The following is an 11,957-nucleotide window of genomic DNA, read 5'->3' on the forward strand; positions in this document are numbered from 1 at the left end:
GGTGCCCGGCCCGCCGAACTGCGGCTTAGGCCTGCGGCCAGAGCTGGAGCACGTACTGCTCGACGCCGTCGACTGCCTCGTCCTGGGACTGGACCGCTACCTCGGCCCGGCCGCGGCACTGGGCGCGCACGTTCCAGGTGCCCGGCTTGTCTGAGATGCGGACCGGTTCGGGCCATGGGCCTGCGGTCAGGCCTTGGGCCTGCAGCTGCCCTGATGTGCAGGAGATCTCCGTGACGGCGGATTCTTCCCAGTCGCCGGCTGGCTCGGCGGGTTCCTCGGCCCAGACTTCGATCGTCATCGTCGCGGTGTGCGTGTGGCCGGCGCTGGTGAAGGACAGGCGTCCGGGGTGGGCGGTCTGGAAGGGGCCCTGTTCCCAGTCTTTGGGGAAGGGGACGGGGACGTGGGTGTCGTCCCAGTCCTCCACGGCGAGGCCGTAGTAGTCGACTTCGACGGCCACTGTTTCGCGGCTGATGAGCTCGGCCATTCCGTCTGCCTCCAGGGGGTCGCGCGCAGGCTGGGGTGCCGGCGTACAGCAGAATGTGCACAGTCCTGAGGAGATGCCATCGGTCGTATGAAGCTGGCGCGGTGCCCAGGTTTACTCGGCCGGTGCCGCCAGGCGGAAGCCCACGCCGATCGCTTCGAGGTCCGACTCATAGGCGCCGTGGCGGCGGGCGCACCGGGCCAGGTCCCGGTCGTGGCGGAACGCGCCGCCCCGGGTGATGTGCCGGTCGAAGGACCAGTCCTCGCTGCTCGGCACCTCGGCGGGCGCGCCAGGGTAGGGAGCGTAGAGAGTAGAGGTCCACTCGTCGGCGTTGCCCGCCATGTCCAGCACCCCGAACGGGCTCGCGCCCTCGGGGAACGAACCGACCGGCATCGTGGTGCCGATGCCGAGGTCCACCAGATTGGCCAGGCCGGTGCGGTACTCCTCGCCCCACGGGAACTCCCGGCCGTCGTCGCCCCGCGCGGCTCGTTCCCACTCGTCTTCCGTGGGCAGCCGGACGCCGAGGCCGAGCCGCTCTCCGAGCCAAAGGCAGTAGGCCGTCGCCTCCTCCCAAGTGACCCCGATGACCGGGTGGTCCGCAGGTCTCTGTGGGACTGGTCGGCCAGTGGCCGCTGCGAAGAGTGCCCACTGGCCGACTGTGACCGGGGTGCGGGCGATCCGGAACGCCGGGATGTGGATCTCCGTGCGCGGAGCTTCTTTCCTGTACCACTCCACCGGCACCCCGGTGTCCGCATAGCGGCGGGCCACCGCCGCCACCTCGTCGACCGGCGTCCCCCGACGCAGCAACCCGGCCGGAACCTCCACCCAGTCCACCTGCTCCACCCGCATGGCTCCTCCTCGGCTCGAGCGAACAGCCTCATGATCACCTAGATGCTCGGGGCGGACATCGGCCGATAGACCTACCCCGACAGCGACCTTGGAATGAGGGCATCGGGACATCGATCAGCTGGGCTCCGGCATAACGAGAAAGGCCGCTGCCCCGGAAGGGCGCGGGCCTCGTGCTGCTGCTCAGTCGCCGAGGGGGTCGTAGATCCGCACGATGGTGACGGTGACCTGGCTGTCGTTGATGGTGATCACAACGATGAGTCGGGTGAGCCCGGCGGTGCGCATGCGGACGGCGCTGTCCGGGACCTCGAGGCCGTAGGGGTCGGTGATCTGTTCGGCTTCGGCGGGGAGCCGGTTGAAGAGGGCGATGAGCTCGGCCTGGTCGCTCAGCGGTAGTCCGGCGATCTGGCGTCGGATGCTGGGCGGGACGATGAGCTCGTAGGTCACGCCGCGTAAGTCTGCCGCTTCCTCACGTCGTCGCGCAGCCGGTTGAGGAAGTCTTCGGTGCCGCCGTCGTCGGCGTACTCCGGGGGCAGCTCGCCGTTGTGGGTCTTGGCGTATTCGAGGACGGCTTCCAGGTCGGGAACGATCTCGTCACGCCAGCGTTCGACGAAGCGCTGCCAGCGGGCGAGAACCTCGGGAAGCTCGGGCAGGGGGGTGAGGTTGACCGCGCGCAGGAAGTTCTGCCGGGTGTCCGCGTTAGGGATGGCGTGGGCGATGGCGTCGATAGTCCACGGCTGTTCGCTCATGCCGTCCTCCCTGGCTGTGGATTCACGATTCGTGATTCCGGTTGACGTTCGGATGGTACCGCCCGGCCGGGCGGCCGGGCGGGCGAAGCGGCTGATAAGGGTGCGGGCTGTGTCCGTGACCGGTGGGTACCCGTTTCCCGTGCATGGATGACCTCGATGCGCTGCCCGCCACCCCGCCCGTCGACGGCCCCGGGGCCACGCGTGTCTGCCTGGTTCCGCCGGTCCCGTGCGCCGCGGCACCGGTGGGGCGTTCCCCGCGCGATTCCTGGCCGCCGCACCCCGGGCCTCGGCGTGCGCCCCGCGCGAGTCGGCGTCGGGGTGGGCGGCCCGCCAGCGGCGCATCGCGGCGTCCATCGCTTCGCCGGTGCCGGTGAAGCCCCGAAGGACCCGCACACCGCCGCCCGGCCAACTCACCGTAACCGGAATGCTGTTCGCCGGCGCGGGCGGCCCAGCCCTCTACCGTAGACAGGGTGTCCGCAGCACCCGCTACCCGGCCCGCCGGGCCCCGCCGCCAGGCCGCCGACAACGGCTGCGGGCCCACTGGGCCGACCGGCACGCCCTGCTCCGGTTCGGCTTCTGGCTTCTCAGCCGTGGCACGACCCTGCTCGCGGCGTGCGTGGCGCTGTACGTGTTCAACGGGCTCCTGATCGGCTGGGTGGATGCCCACGAGGTACCGCTGGGGGAGACCTCGCCCGCGGTCGTCCACCCGCAGTGGTGCGCCTGGCCGCTGTCCCTGACCGGCTTGACCGTCATCGGTGCCGCGGCCGGCTACGTCATCATCGAGCAGATCCACGCCCATCACGCGCGCGAGCTCGACGACGTCCTCGACGAACCGCGCCGCCTCGCCGAACCGCCGCCCCCTGCCTCCGGGAGCGGCGGGTGATCGCGCTGCACGACGTGCACGAACAAGGCAACGACACGGTCAAGGCCGCGGTCCACGCTTTCGGCGCCCTCCACCTCACCGGCCTAGGCGGCCCGGACGCCGAACCGGACTGGAAACTGGCGGAGAAGCACTTCACCCAGGTGATCGAGACGATCATGGGAACTGCGGTTCCCCTTTCACCTGGCAGCAGGGACGGCATCGTGCGCAGGGCCGAGAACGCGGCCGTCGGCTTCCTGCCGGCCGCCCATACCCGCCACTACCGCTGCCCCATCTGCACCGAACGACAACGGCCTGGGCCACCGCTGTGAACCACCGGCCTACCCAGGCCTACCCTGGAAACGTGGTGACCGACGACGAGCGCGAACAGCACGTAGCCGCTCTCCGCGGACTGCTCTACCTCGCCTGACCCGATGCCCCCGCCGCCGTCACCGCGACCGCAGAAGCCATCGCGCAACACGGCGAGGACACACCCGGTGCGCCGGTACCCGAAGCCGCACTCCTCCGCGAGCACGGGCATTCGGACACAGTTCTTGGTCTGCGCCACGCAGACCTCCTCGCGCCGGACCAGAACCGCGATCCCGCGGCTGCTCCCGTCGACTGCGCGCCACGGGCGAGGCGGCGGTGCGCGAGCCGGCCCATGCTGCGCGTCATGGTCCAGCGGGCACGGGGTGCCCGTGAACCCGCGCGCAGGGGGCGGTGCTGGCCGGCTTACGGCTGCGTACGGTCGCGGTCGCGTGAGTGGGAGACGGGTCTCGGGAAAAAAGTTCCGCGGTGATGTCGAGAACCCGTGATCGGCTCCGTCCCCGGGGTGAACGTGACCACAATGGGTCACCGGCACCGAGGAGAAGACGATGGCCAAGTACCTGCTGCTGAAGCACTACCGCGGCGCTCCGGCGGCGGTCAACGACGTGCCCATGGACCGGTGGACGCCCGAGGAGATCTCGGCCCACATGCGGTACATGCACGAGTTCGCCGCCCGTCTCGAGAAGACCGGGGAGTTCGTCGACGGCCAGGCGCTCGCTCCCGAGGGCACCTGGGTGCGGTACGACGGCGAGGGGCGGCCACCGGTCACCGACGGCCCGTTCGCCGAGACCAAGGACCTCATCGCCGGGTGGATGGTGATCGACGTCGACAGCCAGGAGCGCGCCGTCGAGCTCGCCGGTGAGCTGTCCGCCGCCCCCGGCGCGGGCGGCGAGCCGATCCACGAGTGGCTGGAGGTCCGCCCGTTCCTGACCGCCCCGCCCACCGTCACGGAGTGACCCCTCCCATGGACGAGGCGCTGATCCGGAGCCTCACGCCGGGCGTGCTCGCCGTTCTCGTCCGCCGCGGAGCCGACTTCGCGGCGGCCGAGGACGCCGTGCAGGAAGCGCTGGTGGAGCTGGTCCGCGCGGGGCAGGACACTCCCTGCCCTGGCGGCCCCGCGGGTACGGCACCTTCCGTGCGGGACCCGAAGGGCTGGCTGGTCACGGTGGCCTGGCGCAAGTTCCTCGACCAGGCACGGGCGGACGCCGCCCGGCACCGGCGGGAGGGCCGCGTGGAGGAGGAGCCGGCGCCCGGCCCCGCGGCCTCGGTGGACGACACGCTCCAGCTCTACTTCCTGTGCGCCCACCCCTCGCTGACCCCGTCGTCCGCCGTCGCGCTCACGCTGCGCGCCGTCGGCGGACTCACCACGCGCCAGATCGCCCAGGCCTACCTCGTGCCCGAGGCGACCATGGCACAGAGGATCAGCCGGGCCAAGCGCACCGTCTCCGGCGCCCGGTTCGACCGGCCCGGCGACGTCGCCACCGTGCTGCGCGTGCTCTACCTGGTCTTCAACGAGGGCTACTCCGGCGACGTCGACCTCGCGGCCGAGGCCATCCGGCTCACCCGGCAGCTCGCGGCCGCGATCGACCACCCCGAAGTGGCCGGGCTGCTCGCGCTGATGCTGCTGCACCACGCCCGGCGCGCCGCCCGCACCGCGCCCGACGGCAGCCTGGTACCGCTCGCCGAGCAGGACCGCGGCCGGTGGGACACCGCGCTGATCGCCGAGGGCGTACGCATCCTGCAGGCGGCCCTGGCCCGCGACCGGCTCGGCGCGTTCCAGGCCCAGGCCGCCGTGGCGGCCCTGCACGCCGACGCGCCCACTGCCGCGGAGACCGACTGGGTGCAGATCGTCGAGTGGTACGACGAACTCGTGCGCCTCGCCGACAGCCCGGTCGTCCGGCTCAACCGCGCCGTCGCCGTCGGCGAGGCCGACGGGCCCCGCGCGGGCCTCGCCGCACTCGCGGCCCTGGACGCCGCGCTGCCGCGCCACACCGCGGCCGCGGCGTACCTCCACGAGCGCGACGGCGACCTGGCGACGGCGGCACGGCTGTACGCCGAGGCCGCCCACAAGGCACCCAACCTCGCCGAGCGCGACCACCTCACCCGCCAGGCGGCCCGGCTCAACGCCCGGCGGTGACCCGGGCGGGCCGGGCGGCGCACGGGCCGCGCGCGGGGGTCACCGCGGGGATCACCGCGGAGGTCGCCGCGCGGGTCACCGGTGCCCGGCGGACCGCCAGGGCTGGTGCCCGGGGCCCGTCGGGTGCGTGCCCGTGACGCCCATGACCACCGAGTACAGGCTGGTCTGCGCGGTGATGAAGAGGCGGTTGCGCTTGGCCCCGCCCCAGGCGATGTTGGCGACCGTCTCCGGGATGACGAGCCGCCCGATGAGCGTGCCGTCGGGGTCGTAGCAGTGCACCCCGTCGTCCATCGCGGCCGCCCAGAGCCGTCCGCCGTCGTCGAAGCGCAGGTTGTCGAAGCGGGCGCTTCCGCGGTCCCCGGCGTCGGCGAAGACCTTGCCGTCGGAGAGCGTGCCGTCCTCGCGCACGTCGAAGACGCGGATGTGGTTGGCGCCGGTGTCGGAGACGAAGAGCTGCCGCTCGTCGGCCGAGAACACCAGGCCGTTCGGCGCGGTGAGACCGTCGGCGACCAGGCGTACGTCGCCGGTGGCCGGGTCGATCCGGTACACGTTGTTGGCGCCGATCTCGCTCTCGGCGCGGTAGCCCTCGTAGTCGCTGGTGATGCCGAAGTCCGGGTCGGAGAACCAGACGGAACCGTCGGACTTCACCGCCGCGTCGTTCGGGCTGTTCAGCCGCTTGCCCTGCCAGCGGTCGGCCAGCACCGTGACCGTGCCGTCGTGCTCGGTGCGCGTCACACGGCGGTTGCCCTGCTCGCACGTGATCAACCGGCCCTGGCCGTCGAGGGTGTTGCCGTTGGTGTGCCCGGCCCGGCGGCGGAAGACGCCGACGGCACCGGTCTCCTCGTCCCAGCGCAGCATGCGGTCGTTCGGGATGTCGCTCCAGATCACCTGCCGGAAGGCGGGCACGTAGACCGGGCCCTCGGCCCAGCGGCAGCCGGTGTACAGCACCTCCACGGCGTCGTCGCCGTTCATGCACCGCCCGGTGCGGAACCGGTCGTCGAACATCTCGTACAGCGCGGGGCGGTCACTGCTCATGGGCTTCCTTCCACCGGTGTGCCGAATGGTCTTCGGCCGGAAGAGCAGAGTGCAGGATGGGCTATGGTCGGCACAAGGACATCCCGAACGGAGAGCTGTGGATCACATAGACCGCTCCCTGCTGGCACTGCTGCAGCAGGACGCCACCCAGTCCTACGCCGCCCTGGGCCGGGCCGTGGGTCTGTCCGCCGGAGCGGCCCATGAGCGCGTGCGCAAGCTGAGGGAGCGCGGCGTCATCCGGCGCACCGCGGCCGAGGTGGACCCGGCGGCGCTGGGCAGCGACGTCCTCGCCTACGTGATGGTCGAGTCGAACGCCTGGATGGGGGAGTCCGCGGACGCCTTCGCCGGGCTCCCCGAGATCCTGGAGGCGCACGTCATCGCCGGCAGCGCCTCGGTCCTGGTCAAGGTCAGGACCGCGACCACGGAGCAGCTCCAGGACGTGCTGCGCCGCCTCTACGCCATCGACGGCGTCAGCGGGACCCAGGCGACGGTGGTCCTCGAGACCTTCTTCGAGCGGCCGGTCGACCCGACGGCGGGGGGACCGGCCGAGGGCTGATCGGCGGAGGGCTGATCGTCGGTGGGGTGATCGGCGGTGGGGTGCCCCTGGACGGCTGCCTCTTCCGGGGGCCCGCCTAGTCCAGGGTGCGCGCCCGGGCCACCACCTCGGCCGGGGCCTTGGCCACCGAACCGGTGTCGAACGGGGGTTGCGGGTCGTACTCGGTGTAGAGCTGGATGGCCTGGGCGGTCACCTCGTCGGTGAGCAGGGCGGCCAGGCGGATCGCCATGTCGATGCCGGAGGAGACCCCGGCCGAGGTGATCACCCTGCCCTGCCGGACCACCCGCTCGGCGCTGTAGACGGCGCCGTACGACTCCAGGGAGGCGACCGCGTTCCAGTGCGTCGTGGCCGTCAGGCCCTCCAGCAGGCCCGCCGCGCCGAGCACCAGGGAACCGGTGCAGACTGACGTGGTGAAGCGGGTCCCGGCGTGGATCCGGCGCACCCAGTCGAGGAAGCCGGGGTCGGCCGACATGGTCTTGAAGCTGCCCCCGCCGGGGACGAGCAGGATGTCGCAGCGCTCCACCTCGGAGTACCGGGTCGGCACGTGCACCGGCATCGACCCCAACACGTCCTCGACCAGCCCGGGTTCGGCCGTGACGAACCGTACGGAGGCCCCGGGCACGTACGCGAGGATCTCGTACGGCCCGATCGCGTCGAGCGGCTCGAAGTGGTCGAAGAGCGGGATCACTATGTCCATGCGGCGCAGCATAGCCAGCATCCGCGCGGTGCCCTCCGGTTGTCCAAGTCCCGGGCGTTCCCTGCCTGATGGGCCGGGTCGGGTCCCGGTCGGCTCCCGCCCGACAGCCAGTCCCGGTCGGCCCTCTCCGTCGAGGCGGCGCCGGTCGGCCCCGCCGTGGCCGGAGCGCGGCGGCGGCATTCCGGTGGCGCAAAAGGGAGCCGACATTCCGCCCCCTGAGCTGGCGAGAATCAGCCATCATCGCGGCTGCGGGAACCGATCAACAGGTAGGCGGCGTACAGCAGTTGACGGTGTTGCTCTGGCGTGGGGCGGTGTGCTGCTCGCCGGCCGCGTCACCCTTCACTGAGGCCCATGTGCCACATGCGCTCCCGCTGTCACACCAGCCTCAGAACGACAGCCGGAACTCATCCCTCCCCTTGCGGTGGTGTCCGGTGGGCGCTCCCTCCCCTCCCGCACCACGCTTTTCGGCCAGTGGTCCTTGCGCCTTGTAGCGCGCTCAGCGCCCTGGCTACGATCCCGCTCTCGTTTCGCTTTCTGCACATCTCTGCACAGGTCATTCACAGTTGTGAGGGGGGTTGCGTGGAGCCGTACGCGCAGGCGGACACACCGGACCGCCGCGGCGACTTACCGCCATCCCACCCGTCCCAGGACCGCTCCCCCTCGCACGAGGGCACCGCCTCGCACGAGGGCACCACCTCGCGCAATGGCGCCACCTCACGGGATGCCGCGACCTCCAGGGGCAGCGCCCCTCTCCAGGACCACACGGCCGCCTGGGACCACGCCACCCCGCAAGGCCACGCGATCCCGCAGGACCACACGACCCCCCAGGACCACGCCACCCCCCAGGACCACGCCACCCCGCAGCACCGCACCACCTCCGCCCGCGACTTCCGCCTCTTCTGGTGGGCCAACGCCGCCGACGCGCTCGGCACCCAGGCCTCCGGCGTCGTCCTCCCGCTGCTGCTGCTCTCGCTCGGCCACTCCGCCCAGACCGCCGGGCTCGTGGCCGGTCTCTCCCTGGGCGCCGGGATCCTGTTCGGCCCGCTCGCGGCGGTCCCCGCCGACCGCGGCGCGCGCAAGCCGATCATGTTCTGGTCCGCCGTGGTCTCCGTCGTCGCGCTGGGGTCCGTCGCCCTGGCCCTCGCCCTCGGGCACCTCACGCTCCCGCACCTGCTCGGGGCCGTCCTGGTCGAACGGTTCGCCACCGCCTGCCACGAGGCGGCCTCGCGCGGCACCGTCGCGCTGGTCTGCCCGCCCGACGAGCAGCCCCGCGCGGTCGCCCGGCTCGGCGCGGCCGACCAGGGCGTGCTCATCCTCGGCCCGGCCCTCGGCGGAGCCGCCTACCAGGTCTCCCGCGCGCTGCCCTTCGTCGCCGACGCCGTCTCGTACGCCGTCGCCGCCTGCTGCGTCCGCGCGATGCGCACGGACCTGAAGGCCCCGGACTCCGCGCCCTCCGGCGGCGGCCTGCTCCGCGAGGCCGCCGCCGGGCTGCGCCTGGTGCGGCGGCAGCCGCTGCTCCGCCTCGTCCTGGTGTGGATCACCCTCGTCAACGGGGTCGCCGTCGCGCTGTACTACGCCGCCGTGTTCGCGCTGGAGCGCTCCGGCGCGGGCGCCCTGCCGCTGGGCGCCGTCCTCGCGGTCTCCGGCGCCGCGGGACTCGCCGGTTCGCTGGCCGCGCCCCGCGCCGCCGAGCGCGTCGGCGCCGCCCGGCTCCTCACCGCCGTCACCTGGCTCCTCGTCCCGCTCACCGCGGCCCTGGCCACCGCCGCCGGACCGTGGGCGTACGGGGCGCTGCTCGGCGCCGTGTGTCTCCTCGTACCGCTGCCCGCGGTGGTCCTGCAGGCGCGCGTGCTGCTGGTCACCGAACCGGCCCTGCAGGCCCGGGTGGGCGCGGTGCTCGCCACGGCGTCCGGCGGGGCCGCCGCCCTCGCCCCGGTCCTCGCCGGGCTGCTCGCGGACCAGGTGGGCACCGCCGCGCCCGCCGTCGACTGCGCCGCCCTGCTCGCCCTGCTCGCCGCGCACACCACCCGGCGCGCCGCCCTCGCGGAGGCCGCCGCGTGAGCCGCTTCCAGGTCTACCGGGCCGCGCTGCCCGAGGTGTGCGCCGCCGATCCGCGCCGGATGGTGTTCACCGCCGACGCCGACGGCCGCTGCGAGGTCTTCACCTGGGACGCCGCCGCCCGCCGCGCCCGCCAGGTCACCGACCGCCCCGGCGGCACCCTGCACGGCGCGATCGACCACGACGCCCGGGTGTGGTGGTTCGCCGAGGACGCCCGCGGCGTGGGCCACTGGCGGTTCCAGCCCTTCGAGGGCGGACCCGACCGGCCCGGACTCACCGGCGTCCCGGACGGCACCGCCCGCGGCCTCGCCGTCACCGCTCCGGCCGCCACTGGCCCGGCCGTCACCGGCCCGGCCGTCACCGGCCCGGCCGTCACCGGCCCGTCCGCCACCGGTGCCGCCGTCGCCGCGCTCGGCATCGGCCTGGACGACAGCACCACGGTCCGCCTCGGGCCACGCGGCGGCCCCGGCCGCGAGGTGACGCGCGTCGACGGTCCCGCCGCCCTCGCCGGACTCGCCCCCGGCGGCGACCTGCTCGCCCTCACCCGCGCCGCCGACTCACCTCGCGCCGTCACGGTCCTCACCCCCGACGGCACCGAGGCCGCCGTGCTGCCCGGCGACGGCCCGCACGGCAGGCTGTGGGCCCTCGGCTTCGCCCCCGCACCGGGGCGCGCCGCCGCCACGCTGCTCCTCGTCCGTGAGCGCGACGACCACTACTCCCTCGCCACCTGGACACCCGCGACCGGCACCCGCGCCCACGACTGGTGCGCCTTCGACACCCAGATCACCGCCCGCTGGTACCCGGACGGCCGCTCCGTCCTGGTCCGCCAGGACCGCCACGGCCGCTCCCTGCTGCACCGCGTCTACCTGGGCGACCGGACCCGCACCGCCGTCCCCGCCGCGCCCGGCACGCTCCTCGACGCCGCCCCGCACCCCGGCGGCGACCTGCACACCCTCTGGACCGACAGCACAGACCCGCCGCGCATGACCTCCACCGCCGGTACGCCGCTGCCCCCGCTCGGCACCGTCGCGGGCCGCGTCCCCGGCACCCTGCGGGACATCCGCACCCCCGGCCCCGACGGCCCCGTGCACACCCTGCTCAGCCTCCCCGAGGGCGGCCCCGGCCCGCACCCCGCCGTCTTCCTCGTACACGGCGGGCCCGCAGACCACGACCGCGACGCCTACGACGGCACCGTGCACTCCCTGGTCGCCTCCGGCTTCGCCGTCGCCCGGGTCAACTACCGCGGCTCCACCGGCTACGGCCCCCGCTGGCAGCGCGCCCACCGCGCCGGCGTCGGCCACACCCAGGTCGCCGACCTCGCCGCCGTGCGCGCCGACCTCGCCGCGCGCGGCCTGATCCGCCCCGGCGCGACCGGCCTGTGGGGCACCTCCTGGGGCGGCTACCTCGTCCTGCTCGCCCTGGGCACCCGCCCCGGCCTGTGGCGCGCGGGCGTCGCCGTGAAACCGGTCGCCGACTACGCCGCCGCCCACGCCGCCGCCACCCCGGCCCTGCGCGCCCTCGACGAGCGGCTGTTCGGCGGCACCCCCGCCCAGGTGCCCGCCCGCTACGCGCACAGCTCCCCGATCCACTACGCCGACCGCGTACGCGACCCGCTCCTCGTCGTCTCCGCCACCCACGACACCAAGTGCCCGCCCGCACAGGTGCGTTCCTACCTCGCCGCCCTCGCCGCCACCGGCGCCCGCCACGAGTCCCTGTGGCTCGACTCCGGGCACGACGGCTACGACGGCGGCGACCACGTGGCCGTGCTGCGCCGCGCCGTGCTCTTCCTCGACCGGGAGCTGCGCGGCACCGACCGGGAGCCGCGCGGCACCGACCGGGAGCCGCGCGGCACCGACCGTACCGACCGCCCCACCCGCACCGCCCCACCCAGACGCCCCCGTCCGCCCGGAGGGGGGTCAGCACACCGCACCGTTCACCCCTGAGGAAGGAGAGAGCCCATGCAGAAGGACGTCATCCACAACGACCCGCTCGCGGAGGACGAGACGAACCGGAAGCCGAGCGTCGGCATCACGGTCACCGTTCCGTTCCGCAACGCCGAGGACGGCGACGAGAGCGCCGAGGACTGACCCCGAACCGGCCGGTCCCCGGGCACGCCCCGGGGGCCGGCCGGCCCCCCCCCCCCCCCCCCCCCCCGCCGCCCGCCCAGGGCGGACGGGGTGTGCACAAACCCAGGTGGCCCAAAGACCAGCCC

Annotated in this window: 14 protein-coding genes; 8 read left to right on the plus strand and 6 right to left on the minus strand. The window is 73.8% G+C overall.

The features are described 5' to 3' along the window. Positions 1 to 25: 25 nt before the first annotated feature. The 4 genes from QK440_RS39510 to QK440_RS39525 all read right to left on the minus strand — a co-directional run bounded on the left by QK440_RS39510 (position 26) and on the right by QK440_RS39525 (position 2,076). Positions 26 to 484, minus strand: a complete 459-nt coding sequence (locus QK440_RS39510; RefSeq protein ID WP_282798097.1) for a hypothetical protein — start codon at positions 482 to 484, stop codon at positions 26 to 28. A gap of 111 nt (positions 485 to 595) precedes the next feature. Further along, positions 596 to 1,330 carry a formylglycine-generating enzyme family protein gene (locus QK440_RS39515; protein ID WP_282798098.1) on the minus strand — a complete coding sequence of 245 codons (735 nt, stop codon included), beginning with the start codon at positions 1,328 to 1,330 and terminating at the stop codon, positions 596 to 598. Between the two features lie 180 nt (positions 1,331 to 1,510). Continuing rightward, positions 1,511 to 1,774, minus strand: coding sequence for a hypothetical protein (locus tag QK440_RS39520; protein ID WP_282798099.1), 264 nt, complete (start codon positions 1,772 to 1,774; stop codon positions 1,511 to 1,513). Beyond that, a complete protein-coding gene (locus QK440_RS39525; protein WP_282798100.1) occupies positions 1,771 to 2,076 on the minus strand; it encodes a hypothetical protein in 306 nt (101 codons plus the stop codon). The genes QK440_RS39520 and QK440_RS39525 overlap by 4 nt, the downstream gene beginning before the upstream one ends. Before the next feature lie 424 nt (positions 2,077 to 2,500). Here QK440_RS39525 and QK440_RS39530 point away from each other — a divergent pair, with 424 nt between their 5' ends. The 4 genes from QK440_RS39530 to QK440_RS39545 all read left to right on the plus strand — a co-directional run bounded on the left by QK440_RS39530 (position 2,501) and on the right by QK440_RS39545 (position 5,399). Continuing rightward, complete coding sequence (locus QK440_RS39530; RefSeq protein WP_282798101.1) at positions 2,501 to 2,959, plus strand: hypothetical protein; 459 nt, start codon at positions 2,501 to 2,503, stop codon at positions 2,957 to 2,959. Further along, positions 2,956 to 3,267 (plus strand): hypothetical protein, encoded by a 312-nt coding sequence (locus tag QK440_RS39535; protein ID WP_282798102.1) that lies wholly within the window; start codon positions 2,956 to 2,958, stop codon positions 3,265 to 3,267. The genes QK440_RS39530 and QK440_RS39535 overlap by 4 nt, the downstream gene beginning before the upstream one ends. 543 nt (positions 3,268 to 3,810) lie before the next feature. Next, positions 3,811 to 4,218, plus strand: a complete 408-nt coding sequence (locus QK440_RS39540) for a YciI family protein (RefSeq protein ID WP_282798103.1) — start codon at positions 3,811 to 3,813, stop codon at positions 4,216 to 4,218. A gap of 8 nt (positions 4,219 to 4,226) precedes the next feature. Then, the gene (locus QK440_RS39545; RefSeq protein WP_282798109.1) at positions 4,227 to 5,399 is read left to right on the plus strand and encodes a DUF6596 domain-containing protein; all 1,173 of its coding nucleotides are present in this window, start codon (positions 4,227 to 4,229) and stop codon (positions 5,397 to 5,399) included. 75 nt (positions 5,400 to 5,474) lie between these two features. Here the strand turns inward: QK440_RS39545 and QK440_RS39550 are convergent, their stop codons facing one another. After that, positions 5,475 to 6,434, minus strand: a complete 960-nt coding sequence (locus tag QK440_RS39550) for an SMP-30/gluconolactonase/LRE family protein (RefSeq protein ID WP_282798104.1) — start codon at positions 6,432 to 6,434, stop codon at positions 5,475 to 5,477. A gap of 97 nt (positions 6,435 to 6,531) precedes the next feature. On the opposite strand from QK440_RS39550, the gene QK440_RS39555 reads away from it, so the two are divergent. Further along, positions 6,532 to 6,990, plus strand: a complete 459-nt coding sequence (locus tag QK440_RS39555; protein ID WP_282798105.1) for an Lrp/AsnC family transcriptional regulator — start codon at positions 6,532 to 6,534, stop codon at positions 6,988 to 6,990. Between the two features lie 76 nt (positions 6,991 to 7,066). On the opposite strand, the gene QK440_RS39560 is transcribed toward QK440_RS39555, so the two are convergent. Continuing rightward, positions 7,067 to 7,687 (minus strand): DJ-1/PfpI family protein, encoded by a 621-nt coding sequence (locus QK440_RS39560; protein WP_282798106.1) that lies wholly within the window; start codon positions 7,685 to 7,687, stop codon positions 7,067 to 7,069. A 579-nt stretch (positions 7,688 to 8,266) separates the two neighbouring features. Between QK440_RS39560 and QK440_RS39565 the strand changes: the two genes are divergently transcribed. The 3 genes from QK440_RS39565 to QK440_RS39575 are packed head-to-tail and all read left to right on the plus strand — an operon-like array spanning position 8,267 to position 11,832. Further along, positions 8,267 to 9,748 carry an MFS transporter gene (locus tag QK440_RS39565; protein WP_282798107.1) on the plus strand — a complete coding sequence of 494 codons (1,482 nt, stop codon included), beginning with the start codon at positions 8,267 to 8,269 and terminating at the stop codon, positions 9,746 to 9,748. Further along, positions 9,745 to 11,688: an alpha/beta fold hydrolase gene (locus tag QK440_RS39570; RefSeq protein ID WP_282798108.1), complete on the plus strand. Its 1,944-nt coding sequence runs from the start codon at positions 9,745 to 9,747 to the stop codon at positions 11,686 to 11,688. The genes QK440_RS39565 and QK440_RS39570 overlap by 4 nt, the downstream gene beginning before the upstream one ends. A 15-nt stretch (positions 11,689 to 11,703) precedes the next feature. Beyond that, a complete protein-coding gene (locus QK440_RS39575) occupies positions 11,704 to 11,832 on the plus strand; it encodes a hypothetical protein (protein ID WP_268257251.1) in 129 nt (42 codons plus the stop codon). The last annotated feature ends 125 nt before the right edge of the window (positions 11,833 to 11,957 follow it).

This window comes from Streptomyces sp. CC224B (assembly GCF_030010595.1).
GTDB lineage: Bacteria > Actinomycetota > Actinomycetes > Streptomycetales > Streptomycetaceae > Streptomyces > Streptomyces longispororuber.